15 protein-coding genes are annotated in these 19,418 nt (G+C 41.5%); 13 read left to right on the forward strand and 2 right to left on the reverse strand.

Features of this window, described 5'->3' with window-relative positions:
- Positions 1-8: 8 nt before the first annotated feature.
- Positions 9-1,844 carry a hypothetical protein gene (locus ABIS04_RS00520; RefSeq protein WP_350432248.1) on the reverse strand — a complete coding sequence of 612 codons (1,836 nt, stop codon included), beginning with the start codon at positions 1,842-1,844 and terminating at the stop codon, positions 9-11.
- 516 nt (positions 1,845-2,360) lie between these two features.
- On the opposite strand from ABIS04_RS00520, the gene leuA reads away from it, so the two are divergent.
- From leuA to glpK, 6 genes are all read left to right on the forward strand, one after another.
- Positions 2,361-3,929: a 2-isopropylmalate synthase gene (gene leuA, locus ABIS04_RS00525; RefSeq protein WP_137223919.1), complete on the forward strand. Its 1,569-nt coding sequence runs from the start codon at positions 2,361-2,363 to the stop codon at positions 3,927-3,929.
- Positions 3,926-5,020 carry a 3-isopropylmalate dehydrogenase gene (gene leuB, locus ABIS04_RS00530; protein WP_140232953.1) on the forward strand — a complete coding sequence of 365 codons (1,095 nt, stop codon included), beginning with the start codon at positions 3,926-3,928 and terminating at the stop codon, positions 5,018-5,020. Before leuA ends, leuB begins: the two co-directional genes overlap by 4 nt.
- Positions 5,020-6,432 carry a 3-isopropylmalate dehydratase large subunit gene (leuC, locus tag ABIS04_RS00535; protein ID WP_350432249.1) on the forward strand — a complete coding sequence of 471 codons (1,413 nt, stop codon included), beginning with the start codon at positions 5,020-5,022 and terminating at the stop codon, positions 6,430-6,432. The genes leuB and leuC overlap by 1 nt, the downstream gene beginning before the upstream one ends.
- Before the next feature lie 21 nt (positions 6,433-6,453).
- A complete protein-coding gene (leuD, locus tag ABIS04_RS00540) occupies positions 6,454-7,059 on the forward strand; it encodes a 3-isopropylmalate dehydratase small subunit (protein WP_350432250.1) in 606 nt (201 codons plus the stop codon).
- A 474-nt stretch (positions 7,060-7,533) separates the two neighbouring features.
- Positions 7,534-8,886, forward strand: a complete 1,353-nt coding sequence (locus ABIS04_RS00545) for an outer membrane protein transport protein (RefSeq protein WP_137223911.1) — start codon at positions 7,534-7,536, stop codon at positions 8,884-8,886.
- 165 nt (positions 8,887-9,051) lie between these two features.
- Positions 9,052-10,536, forward strand: coding sequence for a glycerol kinase GlpK (gene glpK / locus ABIS04_RS00550; RefSeq protein WP_350433363.1), 1,485 nt, complete (start codon positions 9,052-9,054; stop codon positions 10,534-10,536).
- A gap of 21 nt (positions 10,537-10,557) precedes the next feature.
- On the opposite strand, the gene ABIS04_RS00555 is transcribed toward glpK, so the two are convergent.
- The gene (locus ABIS04_RS00555; RefSeq protein WP_137223909.1) at positions 10,558-10,878 is read right to left on the reverse strand and encodes a hypothetical protein; all 321 of its coding nucleotides are present in this window, start codon (positions 10,876-10,878) and stop codon (positions 10,558-10,560) included.
- 1,079 nt (positions 10,879-11,957) lie between these two features.
- Between ABIS04_RS00555 and mraZ the strand changes: the two genes are divergently transcribed.
- Genes mraZ through mraY form a run of 7 tightly spaced genes read left to right on the forward strand, consistent with a single transcriptional unit; the run spans position 11,958 to position 19,402 of the window.
- On the forward strand, positions 11,958-12,416 hold the full coding sequence (gene mraZ, locus ABIS04_RS00560; RefSeq protein ID WP_137223907.1) for a division/cell wall cluster transcriptional repressor MraZ: 459 nt from the start codon (positions 11,958-11,960) through the stop codon (positions 12,414-12,416).
- Positions 12,417-12,441: 25 nt separating this feature from the next.
- On the forward strand, positions 12,442-13,383 hold the full coding sequence (gene rsmH / locus ABIS04_RS00565) for a 16S rRNA (cytosine(1402)-N(4))-methyltransferase RsmH (RefSeq protein WP_137223905.1): 942 nt from the start codon (positions 12,442-12,444) through the stop codon (positions 13,381-13,383).
- A 14-nt stretch (positions 13,384-13,397) separates the two neighbouring features.
- Positions 13,398-13,712 carry a cell division protein FtsL gene (gene ftsL / locus ABIS04_RS00570; RefSeq protein ID WP_137223903.1) on the forward strand — a complete coding sequence of 105 codons (315 nt, stop codon included), beginning with the start codon at positions 13,398-13,400 and terminating at the stop codon, positions 13,710-13,712.
- An 11-nt stretch (positions 13,713-13,723) separates the two neighbouring features.
- The gene (locus ABIS04_RS00575) at positions 13,724-15,472 is read left to right on the forward strand and encodes a penicillin-binding transpeptidase domain-containing protein (protein WP_137223901.1); all 1,749 of its coding nucleotides are present in this window, start codon (positions 13,724-13,726) and stop codon (positions 15,470-15,472) included.
- Positions 15,456-16,949: a UDP-N-acetylmuramoyl-L-alanyl-D-glutamate--2,6-diaminopimelate ligase gene (murE, locus tag ABIS04_RS00580; RefSeq protein ID WP_350433364.1), complete on the forward strand. Its 1,494-nt coding sequence runs from the start codon at positions 15,456-15,458 to the stop codon at positions 16,947-16,949. The genes ABIS04_RS00575 and murE overlap by 17 nt, the downstream gene beginning before the upstream one ends.
- Entirely contained in the window at positions 16,946-18,319 is a 1,374-nt protein-coding gene (gene murF, locus ABIS04_RS00585) for a UDP-N-acetylmuramoyl-tripeptide--D-alanyl-D-alanine ligase (protein ID WP_350432251.1), read from the forward strand. The genes murE and murF overlap by 4 nt, the downstream gene beginning before the upstream one ends.
- The gene (gene mraY / locus ABIS04_RS00590; protein WP_137223895.1) at positions 18,320-19,402 is read left to right on the forward strand and encodes a phospho-N-acetylmuramoyl-pentapeptide-transferase; all 1,083 of its coding nucleotides are present in this window, start codon (positions 18,320-18,322) and stop codon (positions 19,400-19,402) included.
- Positions 19,403-19,418 lie beyond the last annotated feature (16 nt).

Consider the following 19,418-nt stretch of genomic DNA (forward strand, 5'->3'; position numbering starts at 1 on the left):
AACATTTATTATAATTTCTGATTATGTTCTTGGGACTTTATTTTGTTTAATTGATTTAATACCGCTTTTTTCAATAATGCATCAAAACTATCAAGTTGGTGCAAACTGGCTACACCAATATTTACTTTACCTTCAGTTTGCCATTCTTCGAGCACATGCTCTATTTGGCTTACCACTCTTGCGGCTCCAATTGGCGATGTATGTGGTAACAGGATAATCAGTTCATTTGGACTGTGGTGGAATAACTGGTCTTGTTCTCTAAGGGTATTTTTTAGCCTAGGAGTAATAAACGGCATATCCGTAGTAAGAATATGGCTCATATCGATAAGCAACATGCTTAGTTGATAATGTCCATGCTTAGCATTATCTAACATGTTATTGATATTTAATTGTTGATTTTCAATATTATTCTTAACGTTGTTGGTGTTGCGAGGGTTTCTGGTTATAAATATCACTAATCCAATTGACATTATTAGGATGATGAGTGCCGTTAATATCAAGCTTTGGTTAATGTTACTAGACTTTTCAGGCGGATCGATAGGCTCACTTTGTGCCGTTATTTTAGCTTTGTATTGCATAAAATGAGCATTGTTTAATTTTTCAGCCGCTTGTTTTGCAGCATCAAAACGCTGCACTTGAAATTGATAAGCGGATTCAAATTGATTTTTTTCGGCATAGTATTGGCTGATTATCTGGTTAAATTCTTCTAAATCCGAAAACTGTTTAAGCTCTGTGGCTTGTTCAATAATATCATTCAGTAACGATAATGCTTGATTGTCTTTATGTTGTGCAAAATATACTTTAGCTAATGTACGCTTGATGCGCATGACGTAGATAGGTTCTTGGTATTTAGTGAATATGTTGATGCTTGAAAGCGCTTTCTGCTCGGCAATATCGTAATTTCCGACGTATAAATTAATTATTGCAAGCAATGCATATTGGTTAGCTAAATCTCTATCTGAATCAATTTTTGTATTGGACTCTTCTATATTATGCAGATAATTCAGCACCTTAGGCTTATCATTTAGCGCTATATATATTAGAGCTAAATTCATTGTTATTGTTGGTTTGATTTTTCCGAAAGAAGAAATCTCTTTATATGCAGCTTCAGAATAATGTAAAGCCTCGACATAATCCCCCATAGAGAAGAATACATTTGAAATTTCTGATTGGATGAATGAAATTGGGAGTAGATACCATTGTTGAAATTGTGTTTGTACCTCATCAAAAAAGGCTAATGCTAAACGTAAATCTTCAATGGCTGCATTGTAGTTTTCTAAGCTAGTATTTAGTCTACTTCTCGCGTAAAGACTATTTACAATAGCTTGCTTTTCAGAATAACGCCTTGCTAAGCGAAGTGCTTCTTCTGTAAGTAATTGCTCTTGTAGTAGATTCCCAAGGCTCTGATGCGCAGCAGCTTGGCATTGTAAAAAATAAGGACGAGCGGTGTCTAACTTATATTGCCGAGCATTAATCTCACCTTGTTTTGCCAAAATAATAGCCTGATTAAATTCACCAAATTCCAATAAATTAAAACAATGTAATAGGCTTAATCGTAACGCATCGGTATTGTCTAAAGGTTGCTGAGTATGTTGTTGAACAAGTGAATCTATGAGTACTTTTGCTTCTTCAGACCGTTGAGAGTTAATGTTGTTAATGACATCGAGTTGTTCATGAGGGCTTAATTTCTGAGTTTGAGCAATAATATCCTCTGAGAGTAATAAACGTTGAGATGGTTGAGCAAAAACGGAAGAGGTCACAAAATATAGCGTTAGCCCCATGAGCAAAGCGACAATGAGACTAAAGTTATAATTAATGTTCTTTTTCGCTAACGTCATCGTCATTTGTCTACTCAATATGGGGAATGTCAGTATACGGTTATTTCTGTCGTGAGACATAATAATATAATTGATGCAGTGACTTAGGTCTGAGTTTATTTGTACATATCGAAATGACGTTGTGTTAGCTGGCAGTCATTAAATTTAGTCTGTTAAATGTTATTATCACTGTAATGAAGCACTAGTACATCATCATCTTTTTCATCTTGACCAAATTAGGGTTGACACAGAAGGCTGCTCGCGTTATTTATTAAGCACAGACATATTTTATGCATCGCATATTTAGTTATTTAAAGTGAATATTAACGTTATGAACACAAAATTGATTCTACTCGGACTCCTTCTCCTCTCACGCATAACCTGCGCGGAGTCCTTTGTGTCACATGCAAAATAATTCATTAAGCATACACAAACCCCGCGCTGATAGCCGCGGGGTTTTTTGTTTCTAGCCCTTTTGAAATGTACCAGTTGTGATATTTGCAGTTAGGTAAATAGATACATGATGGTCGATGGAGAAATTCGATGTCCGACAGAGTGATAATTTTTGATACTACCCTACGTGATGGCGAGCAAGCACTAGCCGCAAGTTTAACGGTTAAAGAAAAGCTGCAAATTGCCTTGGCTCTAGAACGTTTAGGTGTTGATGTCATGGAAGTCGGGTTTCCGGTGTCTTCTCCTGGTGATTTTCAATCGGTGCAAACCATTGCAAAAACGATTAAAAATAGCCGAGTGTGTGCGTTATCTCGAGCACTTGAAAAAGACATTGATGCCGCAGCTCAAGCATTATCGGTAGCCGATCAATTTCGTATTCATACCTTTATATCAACCTCGACTATTCATGTTGAAAGTAAATTAAAACGCTCTTTTGATGATGTATTAGAGATGGCCGTTAATGCGGTTAAGTATGCTAGACGATTTACTGATGATGTAGAGTTTTCATGCGAAGATGCGGGCCGCACGCCAATTGATAATTTGTGCCGTATGGTTGAGGAAGCCATTAAAGCAGGTGCTCGAACCATTAATATTCCAGATACCGTCGGTTATACAGTACCAAGTGAGTTTGGTGGCATTATTCAAACACTATTTAATCGGGTTCCGAATATAGACCAAGCCGTAATCTCGGTTCATTGTCATGATGATTTGGGCTTGTCAGTAGCTAATTCTATTGCAGCGGTCGAGATGGGCGCACGTCAAGTGGAATGTACCATTAACGGTATTGGCGAACGTGCTGGTAACTGTTCATTAGAAGAAATTGCCATGATTTTGGCAACCCGCAAAGATTTACTTGATATAGATTGTGGCATTAACGCTAGAGAAATTCACCGTACGTCATCATTGGTAAGCCAATTATGTAATATGCCTATTCAAGCTAACAAGGCAATAGTTGGCGCAAATGCATTCTCTCATTCGTCGGGCATTCACCAAGATGGCATGCTAAAAGCCAAAAATACTTATGAGATCATGACGCCTGAAAGTATTGGCTTAAATCGTAATAACTTGAATATGACCTCACGTTCGGGACGTCATGTGATTAAACATCGCATGGAAGAAATGGGTTACCAGCCAAGCGATTATGATATGGATAGCCTATACGAGCAGTTTTTAACCTTGGCAGATAAGAAAGGCCAAGTATTCGATTACGATTTAGAAGCCTTAGTGTTTATGGAGTCTAAAACACAAGATGATGATAAATATCAACTTAAACACATGATGGTACATTCTGATTCCACTGAAGGTGTGGCAACTGCGACGGTGCGTATTGCGGTTGATGGCCAAGATATTACAGAAGCCGCAACAGGTAATGGACCTGTTGATGCTGCTTATAATGCCATTGCGCGAGCGACTGGTCGTCAAATCAATATTACTAATTATAAATTAGGTGCCAAAGGTGAAGGTCAAAATGCCTTAGGGCAAGTTGATATAACAGCTAAATATCATGAGCAAAGATTCCACGGTGTCGGCTTAGCCACCGATGTGGTTGAGGCGTCAGCCCAAGCACTCGTGAATGTTATGAACTTAGTGTACCGCGCAGATAAGGTCGCTGATTTTAAACAACAGATCCATAAAAATAGGGAGTTAGGTGGAGTATGAGTTATCAAATAGCAGTTTTGTCGGGTGATGGTATCGGTCCTGAAGTGATGGCAGAAGCACGTAAAGTGCTGTGTGCGATTGAATCTCGTTTTGGATTAGATATTAACTATACCGAATACGATGTTGGCGGCATTGCCATTGATAACCATGGTTGTCCTTTACCTGACGCTACCTTAAAAGGTTGTGAAGCGGCAGATGCCATTTTATTCGGTAGTGTGGGTGGCCCTAAGTGGGAGCATTTACCCCCTAATGATCAGCCTGAACGTGGTGCATTATTGCCATTACGCGGCCATTTTGAGTTATTTTGTAATTTACGTCCAGCCAAATTACATGACGGCTTAGAGCATATGTCACCACTTCGCAGTGATATTTCCGCTCGTGGTTTTGATGTGTTGTGTGTTCGTGAATTAACAGGCGGTATTTACTTTGGTAAGCCTAAAGGACGCCAAGGTGAAGGTGATGATGAAGAAGCCTTCGATACCATGCGTTATAGCCGTCGCGAAATTAGCCGTATTGCCCGTATTGCTTTTGAAGCCGCGCGTGGACGTAAAAATAAGGTGACTTCGGTAGACAAGGCAAACGTATTAGCGTGTTCTGTATTATGGCGCCAAGTGGTTGAAGAAGTTGCTAAAGACTTTCCTGATGTCACTTTAGAGCACATCTATATTGATAACGCGACTATGCAGTTATTGCGTCGTCCTGATGAATTTGACGTGATGTTATGTTCTAACTTGTTTGGCGATATTTTATCAGACGAAATTGCCATGTTAACGGGCTCTATGGGGTTATTGTCTTCGGCAAGCATGAACAGTACAGGCTTTGGCTTATTTGAACCCGCTGGTGGCAGCGCGCCTGATATCGCCGGCCAAGGTATTGCTAACCCGGTAGCGCAGATTTTATCAGCAGCATTAATGCTACGTCATAGTTTACAGCAAGAAGACGCTGCCAATGCCATTGAACGTGCGGTGACTAAAGCCCTATCCAGTGGTTATTTAACGGGTGAGTTACTTGCTGCAGATAAACGCAGTGAGGCTAAATCGACAGCACAAATGGGTGATTTTATCGCTCAAGCAGTAAAGGAAGGTGTGTAATGGTCCAAGTGACAGGTAAAACTTTATATGAAAAAGTGTGGGATGCCCATATTGTCGCCTCTCCGGAGGGAGAAGCGCCAGTAGTTTATGTGGATCGCCATTTAGTTCACGAAGTGACTTCGCCGCAGGCATTTAGCGGGTTAAAGGTGGCAGGCCGCAAACTACGTGCACCACAAAAAACCTTTGCTACTATGGATCATAATACCTCTACTCGCAGTGCCAGTTTAGATGCGTTAAGCCCTATGGCGCGTACTCAAGTTGAAACTCTAGCGCAAAATTGTAAAGAGTTTGGGGTGCGTTTGTACGATATTCACCACCCTAATCAAGGTATTGTCCATGTAATGGGACCTGAATTAGGCATTACCTTACCGGGCACTGTTATTGTATGTGGTGACTCCCATACCGCAACTCATGGTGCATTTGGTGCATTAGCATTTGGTATTGGTACATCCGAAGTTGAACACGTGTTGGCAACACAAACCTTACGCCAGTTAAAAGCCAAGAATATGAAAGTTGAAGTGCGTGGCAAAGTAACCGATGGCGTTACGGCTAAAGATATCGTATTAGCGATTATTGGCAAGCTCGGCATGGATGGTGGTACAGGTTTCGTGGTTGAGTTTTGTGGTGAAGCCATTGAAGCATTAACCATGGAAGGTCGGATGACCTTATGTAACATGGCTATCGAAATGGGCGCTAAAGCTGGCATGATTGCGCCTGACCAAACCACATTTAATTATTTAAAAGGTCGTGAGTTTGCACCTAAAGATGATGTGTGGGAGCAAGCTGTTGCAGCATGGTCTGAGCTTAACACTGACGCGGATGCAGTTTTTGATGCCGAAGTGGTATTAGATGCTAACGATATCGCACCGCAGTTAACCTGGGGAACTAACCCTGGTCAAGTGGTTGCTATTGATGGCGTGGTGCCGAACCCTGATGTTGAAACTAACAGCACTAACCGCACCAGCATGATTAAAGCATTAGAGTATATCGGCCTTAAACCGGGCACTAAGATGACAGACATTAGCATCAATAAAGTATTTATTGGTTCTTGTACTAACTCACGTATTGAAGATTTACGTTCAGCTGCAGCGCACGCTAAAAACCGTAAAGTAGCCAATGGTGTTGTCGCTATTGTGGTGCCGGGTTCTGGCCAAGTGAAGTTACAAGCAGAAGCTGAAGGTTTAGACAAAATCTTTATTGAAGCTGGCTTTGAATGGCGTTTACCAGGATGCTCTATGTGTTTAGCCATGAATGATGATCGTTTAGAAGCAGGAGATCGTTGTGCTTCAACCAGTAACCGTAATTTTGAAGGTCGTCAAGGCCGTGGCAGTCGTACCCATTTGGTCAGCCCTGCTATGGCTGCGGCAGCTGCTGTTGCGGGTCATTTCGTTGATATTCGTCAACCTTACTAATTAGCTAAACAAGGATATTTTATGCAAGCTTTTACAGCACATACCGGTTTAGCGGTAGCCATTGATAGTGCCAATGTCGACACTGATCAGATTATTCCAAAACAGTTTTTGTCTAAAGTGACCCGTGATGGTTTTGGGGTGCATTTGTTCCATGATTGGCGATATTTAGATGATGCAGGCGATAAGCCTAATCCTGATTTCAGCTTAAATCAGCCTCGTTATAAAGGCGCTTCTATTTTATTGGCACAAGAAAATTTTGGCTGTGGGTCGTCGCGTGAACATGCGCCATGGGCATTGGCTGATTTTGGCTTTCGAGTGGTTATTGCGCCGACGTTTGCCGATATTTTTTACGGTAACTCGATTAATAATGGCTTGCTACCCGTTAAGCTAACTTCAGTTCAAGTACAGCAATTAATCGATGAAGTCGCCGCTAAAGAAGGGGCGCAGATTACGGTAGATTTACAAGCGTTAACTGTTACATCACCTTCTGGTAGTGTGTTTGATTTCACTATTGTCGAGTCAGCAAGGCACAAGTTATTGAATGGTCTTGATGCTATCGGATTAACTTTGTCATTTGGACAACAGATCAGTGATTATGAAACGCATATACCAGCTTGGTATGCATAATTTGATGTGATATCGCATTGTAAACACAGTGTTATTTCTTTGTTTGAAACCTCTTTATGTTGTCATAAAGAGGTTTTTTTCGTTTTTTAATTGTAATTATTTTTATGTGACCAATTTGTGTATGGATAGCCATCAGTCAAATGCCAAACGATTGCACTTAATCCAATAAGCACACCTTTGTATTGAAATTTATTTTTTTAATTCATTGTAATTAAATTAAAAATTGTAATATTGCCTAAAAATTTAGTTGATTAAGTTTACAGTCATATCTGTTTTTACTGTCAGTTTACTTAATGAAAGTTAAAAATTTGATCGCGATCACAATTTAAAATTGAATGACTCACAGGTTATTCAGCCCTCCCACGGTATTGCAAAGCATCTTTTGATCGGTAAACTGACAGCTTCATTTAAATCGAGCTTTTACTCTATGCAGGTCGATTTATGCAGTTTGAAACTAAAACACAGAGAATCATAATGAAAAAAACAGTGTTAACGTTGGCGATTAGCGCCATTGTTTTTGGGGCAACAACTCAAGTGAACGCAGCTGGCTTTCAGCTTTCAGAATATTCAGCCACAGGCCTAGGTCGTGCATTTGCTGGTGAAGCCGCGATGGCTGACAATGCTTCTGCTCAGGCTCGAAACCCAGCCATGTTGTCATATTTAGAAGGCCGCCAATTGTCTGGTGGTGGTATCTATGTGATGCCAAATGTCGATGTTGTTGGTGATGTTGCCCTTTCTTCATCCTTGTTAGGTTCAGAGCCATTAGTTATAAATGCTGATGCCTATGATGTAGCAGACAATGCACTTGTGCCTAATTTTTACTATTCTAATCAATTGAATGACCAATGGACTTGGGGTCTAGCGGTGAATTCTAATTATGGTTTAGCGACCGATGTTCCAGTATCGGATGCAGCCGCTATTTTTGGCAGCAAGACGTCGGTTACCACTGTAGAGTTCAATCCTAGTGTTGCTTACCGTATTGATGAGACATTTACCGTAGGTGCTGGTTTACGCATTGTATATGGTGAAGGTGAACTGGATGCGACTACGCCGAGTTGGATGGATTCAATTAAATCTAATGCTAATGTACCTGAAAGCATCAGTGAACTTTTACCCGATGGTGGTACGAGTTTGAAGTCAATGGAAGGTAATGATATTGGCTATGGCTGGAAAGCGGGTGCCAGTTGGCAGGTTAATTCGGCGAACCGTATTGGTTTGGCTTACCATAGTGGTGTCGACCTTAAATTAGACGGTCATGTTTCAGGGCTACTTTATACTGGTGATCAAGATAGCGAGATTGATGCATACTTGCCTATTGAGTTACCAGCATTTGCTGAGCTTGCTTCTTATCATCAGTTAACTGAAAATTGGGCTATGCATGCCAGTATCAATTGGACAGAATGGAGCGTTTTTGACAAACTAGAGGCGCATTTCACTGGTGACGTAAAGCCTGTTGGTGACTTAGAGTCTGATGTAGTAAAAGAAGAAAACTTTAAAGATAACTGGCGTTATGCAATTGGTACAACGTACTTGGTAAATAACCAATGGACAATTCGTGCTGGCATGGCGCTAGATAAAACGGCTGTTGACGATCAAGATCGCACCACGACTATCCCCGACACTGACCGTTTATGGTTTAGTGTGGGTACTGGTTACCAAGTATCCCAAAATTTGAATGTTGATGTCGGTGTTACTTATATTCGCACTCATGGTGATGCCCCGATTAACGAGACACAAGATCTATTGGGTATCGCATCAGTTGGGTTTACTGGTGAAGCGACGGGTGATGTTTGGCTCGCAGGTGTACAGTTAAGCTATAAAATGTAGTTCAATATTATTGATGACAGGGCCTCGCAATTGCGGGGCCTTTTTATATGAAAATGATGCTCAAAGAGGAACATTGTTTACAGTAATTTTAGATGTCTATGTAGGAAATGATACTATTATTATTAAATAAAATAATCATATAAAAATGATATAGGGCATCAGATGGTGGCTAAAAAATACATTGTTGCGTTAGATCAGGGCACTACAAGTTCTCGTGCTATTGTGTTCGATCATCAAGTAAATATTGTAGCGGTTGCTCATCGTGAGTTTACGCAACATTATCCGCAAGCGGGTTGGGTAGAACATGATCCGATGGAGATATGGTCTTCACAAAGTTCAGTTCTCATTGAGGTTCTGACTCGTGCGGGGATCAGTCATCGTGAGGTTGTTGCGATTGGCATTACCAATCAGCGTGAGACAACAATAGTCTGGAACAAACACACAGGTAAGCCAGTATGTAATGCGATCGTATGGCAGTGTCGTCGTAGCCAAACTATATGCCAACATCATAAAGCGCAGGGTGCTGAAGAGATGGTTCGTCAGAAAACTGGGCTGGTACTAGACCCTTACTTTTCAGCGTCCAAAATTGAGTGGATTTTAAATAACATTGAAGGCGCGCGTGAACAAGCCGAAGCTGGGGATTTATTGTTTGGCACTGTCGATACTTGGTTAGTGTGGAAACTCACGCAAGGTGAAGTCCATGTGACCGAACCGACCAATGCTTCAAGGACAATGTTATTTAATATTCATGATCAACAATGGGATCAAGAGCTCCTCGATCTGTTTAATATACCTAGGGCAATGCTACCTGAAGTGAAACCTTCTTGTGCAATATACGGTTATACCGAACTTGCAGGTAATCACACTCCTGTCGCTGGGATGGCTGGGGATCAACAATCGGCATTATTTGGCCAATTGTGCATTGAACCTGGGATGGCAAAAAATACTTATGGAACAGGATGTTTCTTATTGATGAATACTGGCGACAAAGCCGTAGAGTCCACTCATGGGTTATTAACAACCATTGCCATTGGTGCAGACGCTAAGGTAAATTATGCTTTAGAAGGTTCGGTATTTATGGGTGGCGCGGTTATTCAATGGCTGCGCGATGAGTTAGGGTTAATTGACGATGCGTGTGATACCCAATATTTTGCTGATAAAGTAGAAAATACCAACGGTGTTTATTTGGTTCCAGCATTTGTGGGACTTGGTGCGCCTTATTGGGATGCAGATGCTCGAGGAGCGATTGTTGGGCTCACCCGTGGTGCTAATCGCAACCATATTATCCGTGCAGCATTAGAAGCGATTGCTTATCAATCTCGTGATGTACTTGATGCCATGAGTAAAGATTCTAACGTGCCACTGACACAAATTAGGGTCGATGGTGGTGCAGTTTCTAATGACTTTTTAATGCAATTTCAAGCTGATATTACAGGGGTAACTGTTATTCGTCCGCGAGTGATTGAAACCACCGCGATGGGTGCGGCATTTCTCGCTGGCTTGGCAGTTGGCGTGTGGGAGTCGACCGATGAATTACAAATTATGCTGTCTACTGAGCGTGAGTTTACTTCCACAATGGATATAGAAACCCGCGAAAAGTTATATCTTGGTTGGAAAAAAGCGGTAGCGCAAGTAAGCCCTAATGCATAACTTAATGAGTATTAAGATTAATTATACTTCAATATCAATATGTTGACTCGAGCTTTCTCCGCGAGTAGAGAATCGATCATCAGATTTCATTCGTCTAATGCGGCTACCGATGTTTTTTTTATCATTGACGGTTCGCGGTTTGGCTCGTCTTTCTTGGCGTGGTGCGTCTTGACGTTGAATGGCTATTTTATGGCTAACGCTCGGTGGCAATTGTGATTGAGGAGCTTCGTGACTGTCCGCACTAATTGGACTCACATTGCTGACCTGTTTAACAATACGTTTATGTTCACTCACGGCCTGTACAGGCCGAGCTAACATGGCATAAATGCTGTCAATACTCATGTTGTGCTCCTTTGGCTGTGAAAAACTGTGATTGTTATCATCATAACTGTTTATCGACCCTTTTTGATTAAAATTTAATCTTTTTTAGGTTGTGAGTCGTTTGGTTGATATTTCCATTGTTGGTTAATGGCCTCACATCTGCTCCTTGCTGGATGTATTAATCAACAATGATGTTTATTTGTTGATTATGAATAGTTATTTTAAATCTGTTAGCCCAAGCTAACTGAACTATATCAATATCACGGCGCTTTACCCGCAATTTACTTAGACTATGCTACTTGTAGCTGGATTAAAATTCTGTTCACTATCCGGCTATTATTCTGATCTAAGGTTAGTCACTCCCTATCAATTTGTTCTTTTTCTCTTTGGTTATCATATTGCTTTTAAGTATTTAAATTGTGTGGTCGCCACTTTTTTCCTTTTGAGGCATTAAGAATAATTAACTGTGATTGAGAGTTGAGTTGATAAAATGCTTGCCCTTAACATGATTAATATCATATCTAGCACTCTGTTGTTTAGCGGCGCGTTCTCGCTCATATTTAGCGGGTAATGACTTAGATAGTGTGGTGGACTGGATATTAATAGGCACGATGATGTGTATTAAGGTGCTAACTATCTTGAAAAACACCGTTTAAGCCTTTTTGGAATGCTGTGATGGGCCATAAGGGCATGCAAAAATATAATATAAAGCGGTATTTAAATGGCTAAAAGTTGACTCAGTCGATTATTTATTGATTTTTAATACAATTAATGTTGAGTTTTTTGGCTGTATTGCCCCTGAATATGGTGTATTCGAACGATAAAAGATAATTAATTAAAAAGATTGCGAGACTATTTTAGCCGATAAAGTGACCGTTATGTCTCTGGTTTAACTCATTTACCCTGATTTTTAGCTGTTTTCTACAGATAGCTCTGTCATTCATCCTGCTTGATATTAATTTGCTGCTAACCCGCTTGGGGTCTGGATTTAATATATCAGTCCATCCCTTGACAACACTTGCATAGAGTCCCTAAACTTAGCATTTGTGGGATAAAGTGGATCATTGTGGATCGAATGTTAATAAAAGGAGCTAAATAACGTGTTTCGTGGTGCCAGTGCAATCAACATGGATGCTAAAGGGCGGATCGCTATTCCAGCGAGATACCGTGATGCGTTACGTGTGGAGCATGCTGGAACTGTGATTATGACCGTTGACATTGAAGCTGCTTGTTTGTTGATTTATCCATTACATGAATGGGAGCAAATTGAAGCAAAGCTAAGATTGCTTTCAGATACCGATCCACTTGAACGTTCCTTTAAACGAAAATTACTAGGCCACGCACAAGATTGCGAACTAGACAGCCACGGACGTATTGTTATTCCGCCGGCATTGCGAAGTTTCGCCAGTTTAGAAAAGAAAACTATGCTGGTGGGCTTACTGAATAAATTTGAACTATGGGAAGAGAGTGCTTGGCAGCAACAAATGGATGATGGCAATACGCTCATTCAAAGCCAAGATTTAGCCAGCAATGAACGTCTGGCACACTTTTCACTGTAGTGACCAAAAAGGTTAGAAGAACCCAATGAGCCAAGAGTTTGCCCATTTATCTGTATTACTGAATGAGACCGTTGAAGGACTCAATATTCAAAGTGATGGTATCTATATTGATGGCACCTTTGGCCGTGGTGGGCATTCGCGTCATGTATTAAGCCACTTGGGTGAAAAGGGTCGTTTAATTGCAATTGATCGTGATCCACAAGCTATTGAAGCGGCGAAACAGTTTGCAGATGATCCACGTTTTCAAATCGTACACGGTGGCTTTGGTCAATTAGCTGAGTATGTCGAGGAACTTGGATTAACTGGCAAAATCAATGGTGTATTACTTGATCTTGGCGTGTCGTCACCACAGCTAGACGATGCAGAGCGTGGTTTTAGTTTTTTACGTGATGGTCCACTCGATATGCGTATGGACAATAGCCAGGGTCAAACTGCAGCTCAGTGGATAGCGCGTGCTGAAATTGAAGACATGGCATGGGTATTTAAAACCTATGGTGAAGAAAAAAATTCGCGTCACATCGCCCGTTGTATTGTTGCCGATCGTGAGAAAACACCATTTTTACGAACCAAAGACTTAGCCGATTTAATTGCGCGTATTACCAAAAACAAAGAACGTAATAAACATCCGGCGACGCGTGTATTCCAGGCTATTCGTATTTATATCAACAGTGAGTTAGAACAGATAGACCAAGCACTCGAAGGCGCGTTAGCTGTATTAGCACCTCAAGGGCGATTATCGGTGATCAGTTTCCATTCGCTTGAAGATCGTATGGTGAAGCGTTTTATTCGTCGCAATAGTCAAGGTGAAAGTGTGCCACATGGCTTGCCGATTACCGAAGCTGAGATTAATAAATCCCGTAAATTAAAAGCGGTTAGTAAGGCGATGAAGCCTTCTGATGCGGAAATAGAGCAAAATCCACGTTCACGTAGCTCGGTATTACGAGTTGCTGAGCGTCTGGATTACTAACTACTGAGGCTAATGTGAGCCAATCATCATTAAATTTACCTCGGATTGTGTTACATGACATTTGGCACCATAAGTGGGTATTGCTGTTGAGTGTACTGGTTGTTTTGAATGGTGTAGCCGTAGTTTATACCAGCCATGTAACACGTAAGTTGATTACTCAATGGGATCAACTTCTGCAAGAGCAAGATCGCTTAGATATTGAATGGCGAAATTTATTATTAGAAGAGCAATCGCAATCTGAACACAGTCGCGTGACTCGGATGGCAACCAAAGAATTAAATATGTCTCGGCCGCTTCCTAAGGAGGAAGTTATCATTCGAGTCCAGTGAGCATAGGGAATATGGCTAGACAAGCAAAGAAAAAATTAGGTCACGAACTGATTCCATGGCGTTTATACGTTGTGGTGGGATTCGTATTGCTGTTATTTTGCTGTCTAATTGCTCGTGCTGCTTATATTCAAATTATTGAGCCAGATAAACTGCGTCACGAAAGTGATATGCGGACATTGCGCACAACCAGTAACCAAGTTCAACGAGGCTTAATAACCGATCGCAATGGCGATATGCTTGCAGTCAGTGTTCCTGTACAAGCCGTGTGGGCTGATCCGAAACATGCTCATGATCAAGATGCATTTAAAGATATGCGCCGTTGGCAAGCGCTTGCTGACGTACTGCAAGAACCCGTCGAAGAATTAGTTAATAAAGTCAAAAATAATCCTAAAAAACGTTTTGTATACCTTAAACGTCAAGTGCCGTCTGCTGTTGCTGATTACATTGAACAGCTTAAAATTGGTGGTATTTACCTTAAATCTGAATCTAGGCGTTATTACCCCGCAAGTGAAATAACCGCACAATTAATCGGTATTACCAATATTGATGATGTGGGGATTGAGGGGATTGAAAATACTTATAATACTTGGCTTACGGGAACGCCTTCGAAGCAAAAGGTACGTAAATCGCGTGATGGCAGTGTGGTCGAACGTTTAGATATTGTGCAACAAGGCGAAAGCTCAAATGATTTAGTGCTAAGCATTGATCAGCGTATTCAACAATTAGCATATCGCGAACTAAAGCGTGCTACCGAAATATACCAAGCGACCTCTGGGTCTGTCGTGGTCATTGATGTTCATACTGGTGAAGTACTCGCGATGGCGAACACTCCTTCTTACAACCCCAATTCTCGCGATAACTTACAGCCGCATCGGATGCGTAATCGTGCATTAACTGACACATTTGAACCGGGGTCAACCATTAAACCTTTCGTTGTAGCGGCTGCACTTGAAGCTGGTAAAGTGAAAGCAAATGAATTGATTTCGACATCACCTGGTTGGATGCGCATCGGTGGTCGCCAAGTACGTGATTCTCATAATTATGGTGAAATCTCATTAGCTAAAATTTTGGTTAAGTCTAGTAACGTGGGTATTAGTAAGCTTGCCTTATCGATACCGGTAGAACAGTTGTTAGGCACTTACCAATCAATGGGTTTAGGTAATTATTCGGGTATTAATTTAACCGGTGAAAGCGCGGGATTAATTCATAATCGTCATCGCTGGTCCGATTTTGAGCGTGCGACTTTATCTTTCGGTTATGGCTTTACCGCAACACCATTACAAATTGCACGTATGTACGCGACGTTAGGCAGTGGCGGTATTCTTTATCCTGTGTCGATTTTAAAATTGAGACAAGCACCTAAAGGTGAACAAGTTATTTCATCTCAAGTGGCCCATGACGTGATGGAAATGCTAGTTGGCGTGACTGAAACGGGAGGAACAGCAACCAAAGCACATATTGATGGTTATCCTGTTGCAGGTAAAACCGGTACTAGTCGCAAAGCCGTTGCAGGTGGTTATGGAGATGACTATGTTGCCTTATTTGCAGGCGTTGCACCTGTTCATAACCCACGGTTAGCCATCTCGGTTGTGATTAATGAACCTAAAGGTGATAAATATTACGGTGGTGATGTTGCGGGTCCAGCGTTTGCGAAAATAATGTCCGGCGCCTTACAAATGCTTAATGTTGAACCGATTTCAGAGCGGGAGGCTGTTCAATTGGCCGCTGCGCAGGGGGCGCTGAATAATGTTATTAAATGACCTATTAGCGCCATGGTTCCATTACTCTGGTCGCGAATCTATTAATGGATTAGCGCTAGATAGCCGTGAAGTTAAAGTGGGTGGTTTATTTGTAGCCTTGCCAGGTTATAACGTTGATGGCCGAGCATTCATTTCCCAAGCTATTCATGTGGGTGCGACGGCAATACTGGTGCATACCGATAATCCTGATGAGCACGGTATAGTCGATCGTATTCAATATGCCGTTCCATTAGTTTATTTTTTCCAATTAGGCCGTCAATTATCGGCCGTTGCGGCGCAGTTTTATTTATCAAACAACCAATCCTTATCTTTGATTGGGATAACCGGTACCAACGGCAAAACCTCAGTAAGCCAAATTATTGCTCAAATTGTACATTTACTCGGGCATAAAGCCGCTGTGATGGGAACGTTAGGCAATGGTTTATGGGGACAACTTGTTGATAGTGGTAACACCACGGCTGATGCTGTGACTGTAATGCGTCAACTTAGCGAGTTTTCTGCCCAAGGCGCAGAGTTGTGTGCCATGGAAGTATCAAGCCATGGCTTAGTGCAAGGGCGTGTTGAGGCGGCCCCATTTGAGATTGCAGTCTTTACCAATTTAAGCCGTGATCATCTTGATTACCATGGCGATATGGATTCTTACGCTGCTGCCAAAAAACGTTTATTTAAATTTCCTAGCCTAAAACATGGTGTTATTAATATTGATGATGCTGTCGGAGCCAAATGGCTGACCGAATTGGCAGATGGGAAAAACAAATCCTTCAGCATTGAAGGTGATACTTCAGCCGATTTTTATTGTGATGCTATTGAATATCATGATGCAGGTGTGACCGCTCAATTACACTATCCAGCATTAAATGGACATGGACAATTATCAGCACAAATTCAGTCACCATTATTAGGTGCATTTAACTTGTCCAATCTTGTTGCGGCTATTGCAGCCTTGTATTTACAAGGTACTGCAATGGCTTCAATATTAACGGTTGTGTGTAAATTAATACCTGTAGCGGGTCGTATGGAACGATTCTCATCACTTAATAAAGCCACTTTAGTCGTCGATTATGCTCATACTCCGGATGCCATTGAACAAGCCTTAAAAGCATTGCGAGTACATTGTAATGGCACTCTTTGGTGTGTATTTGGTTGTGGTGGTGACCGTGATAAAGGTAAGCGACCATTAATGGCACAAGCAGCTGAACAATATGCAGACAAAGTGATGATCACTAGCGATAATGCTCGCAGTGAAGATCCACAAGCCATTATTAACGATATTTTAGAGGGTATTAGCCAATCTCAAAGTGTGCTAACCCAGGTCGATCGTATTCAAGCTATTACCCAAGTCGCAGCATTAGCAAAGGTGGATGACATTGTATTACTTGCAGGTAAAGGCCATGAAACCTATCAAGAAATAGCCGGTCGACGTATTGATTATGATGAACGAGCTCTAGCCCTTAGACTGTCTAAGGAGGCGTTATGATCCGTTTATCTTTATCTGCTTTAGCGCTACATCTTAATGGCACATTAACAGGTGATGATCAGGTAATTAGTGCTGTTAGCACTGATAGTCGAAAAATTGAATCTCAATGTTTATTCATCGCCTTAAAAGGCGAGCGTTTTGATGGTCATGACTTTGTTGAAACCGCAATAAAAAATGGCGCACAAGCCCTCTTAGTTGATCATCTACTGCCTTTTGATGTGGCACAAATTATTGTAACCGACACACAAAAATCCATGGGTAACATTGGCGCACTTGTACGTCAACAAGTTGACCCTATTTGTGTTGCCCTTACTGGCTCTAATGGCAAAACCAGCGTTAAAGAAATGCTGGCTACTATTTTATCGCAGCATCATCAGGTGTTGTTTACTGCCGGTAATTTTAATAATGAAATTGGTGTGCCATTAACTTTACTGCGTTTAAGTGAAGGTGATGAGTATGGGGTGTTTGAACTAGGGGCAAATCATCGAGGTGAGATTGATTACACCTCATCATTAGTTCAGCCCCGTGTCGCACTGGTTAACAATGTCGGCAATGCTCATCTTGAAGGTTTTGGTTCGCTGGAAGGTGTTGCTCAGGCTAAGTCTGAAATTTTTAATCATCTCGCACCAGATGGCACTGCGATTATTAATGCAGACGACAAGTTTGCCGGTTTTATGTTGCAGCGTTCTCAAGGGCACAAGCAACTGTGTTTCTCTTGTCAAACAGCTGTAGATGCCGAAGTAAAAGCCACTGATATCGAAGTCGATATTCATGGTTGTTACCGTTTTACTTTAGGTTTTAAAACTCAGCAAGAAGCGGTGCAGTTGCCTTTGGCTGGTCTGCATCAAGTGAGTAATGCGCTTGCGGCGGCTTCGATGTGTATAGCTTTAGGGTTGTCGCTAGTTGAAATTGCGCAAGGCTTTGCATTGCTAAAACCAGTGAAGGGACGAATGCAACCACATGTTCTTGGTCGGGTGTTATTAATTGATGATAGTTATAACGCAAATCCAACATCAGTAAGTGCAGCGATTAATTGGTTGCAACAACGTGATGGATATCGCTGTTTAGTGCTGGGAGATTTGGGTGAATTAGGCGACAATGCTGCCCCTTTGCACGCGAGTGTTGGGTTGCAGGTTAAGAATGCAAACATAGAGTCGCTATTTTGTTGCGGCCCGTTGTCGGCAAATACCAGTGAAGCATTTGGCAGTGAACACTTTTGTGCTCAAGAGCAATTAATCGTAGCACTGCAAAAACAGTTAGCAAGTACCACAGGTTATATCACCGTTTTAGTTAAAGGTTCCCGCAGCGCTGCTATGGAGCGAGTTGTGGACAGTTTATTAGATGCCTATGGGCGTGGGGAGTTAGTGTAGATGCTGGTTTATCTAGCCGAGTATTTGACCCAGTTTTATTCAGGGTTTAACGTTTTTTCATACGTAACGTTTCGGGCTATTTTAGGCTTGTTAACTGCTCTGGTGTGTAGTTTGTGGTGGGGACCTATTTTGATCAAGCGTTTGCAAATGTTGCAAATTGGTCAAGTGGTACGAGATGACGGTCCAGAATCTCATTTTAGCAAACGTGGTACACCAACAATGGGTGGACTACTGATCCTCGCCGGTATTTTTATCAGCGTACTGTTATGGGGTGATCTATCCAACCGTTATGTGTTGGTCACCTTATTTGTATTGGGTAGTTTTGGTGCTATTGGCTTTATCGATGATTATCGTAAAGTCGTGAAAAAAGATACTAAGGGTTTGATTGCGCGTTGGAAATATGCATTTCAGTCTATAGCGGCATTAGTTGTAGCTGTGTTTTTGTATAGTACAGCAAGCTTGCCCGGAGAAACTCAATTAGTGGTGCCATTTTTTAAAGATATCATGCCTCAACTTGGCATGATGTTTATCGTTTTAGCTTACTTCACCATTGTGGGTGCCAGTAATGCGGTGAACTTAACCGATGGTTTAGATGGCTTAGCTATTATGCCTACCGTAATGGTGGCAGCGGCATTCGCATTAATTGCATATTTGTCTGGTCATGCGCAGTTTGCCAGTTATTTGCATATTCCACATCTGCCATTAGCGGGTGAGTTAGTGATTGTTTGTACTGCTATCGTTGGGGCGGGTTTAGGCTTTTTATGGTTTAACACTTATCCAGCACAAGTCTTTATGGGTGATGTGGGGTCACTAGCATTGGGCGCTGCATTAGGTGTGATTGCTATTTTAGTTCGCCAAGAGATTTTACTGGTGATTATGGGTGGCGTTTTTGTAATGGAAACAGTGTCTGTCATTTTACAAGTGGGTTCGTACAAATTACGAGGCCAACGTATTTTTCGGATGGCACCTATCCATCATCATTATGAGTTAAAAGGGTGGCCAGAGCCGCGTGTCATTGTGCGCTTTTGGATTATCTCGTTGTTTTTAGTGTTATTGGGTCTCGCGACATTGAAATTACGCTAAACAATTAAGAAAGGTC

The sequence above is a fragment of the Shewanella sp. H8 genome (genome assembly GCF_040285065.1).
GTDB lineage: Bacteria > Pseudomonadota > Gammaproteobacteria > Enterobacterales > Shewanellaceae > Shewanella > Shewanella polaris.

Bases quoted from the DNA above. Each gene is read 5' to 3' on its own strand.
- ABIS04_RS00555 (WP_137223909.1), bottom strand. From the start codon at position 10,878: ATGAGTATTGACAGCATTTATGCCATGTTAGCTCGGCCTGTACAGGCC.
- ABIS04_RS00520 (WP_350432248.1), bottom strand. From the start codon at position 1,844: ATGACGATGACGTTAGCGAAAAAGAACATTAATTATAACTTTAGTCTC.
- ABIS04_RS00575 (WP_137223901.1), top strand. From the start codon at position 13,724: ATGGCTAGACAAGCAAAGAAAAAATTAGGTCACGAACTGATTCCATGG.
- leuD (WP_350432250.1), top strand. From the start codon at position 6,454: ATGCAAGCTTTTACAGCACATACCGGTTTAGCGGTAGCCATTGATAGT.
- ABIS04_RS00545 (WP_137223911.1), top strand. From the start codon at position 7,534: ATGAAAAAAACAGTGTTAACGTTGGCGATTAGCGCCATTGTTTTTGGG.
- leuB (WP_140232953.1), top strand. From the start codon at position 3,926: ATGAGTTATCAAATAGCAGTTTTGTCGGGTGATGGTATCGGTCCTGAA.
- mraY (WP_137223895.1), top strand. From the start codon at position 18,320: ATGCTGGTTTATCTAGCCGAGTATTTGACCCAGTTTTATTCAGGGTTT.
- leuA (WP_137223919.1), top strand. From the start codon at position 2,361: ATGTCCGACAGAGTGATAATTTTTGATACTACCCTACGTGATGGCGAG.
- rsmH (WP_137223905.1), top strand. From the start codon at position 12,442: ATGAGCCAAGAGTTTGCCCATTTATCTGTATTACTGAATGAGACCGTT.
- murF (WP_350432251.1), top strand. From the start codon at position 16,946: ATGATCCGTTTATCTTTATCTGCTTTAGCGCTACATCTTAATGGCACA.
- leuC (WP_350432249.1), top strand. From the start codon at position 5,020: ATGGTCCAAGTGACAGGTAAAACTTTATATGAAAAAGTGTGGGATGCC.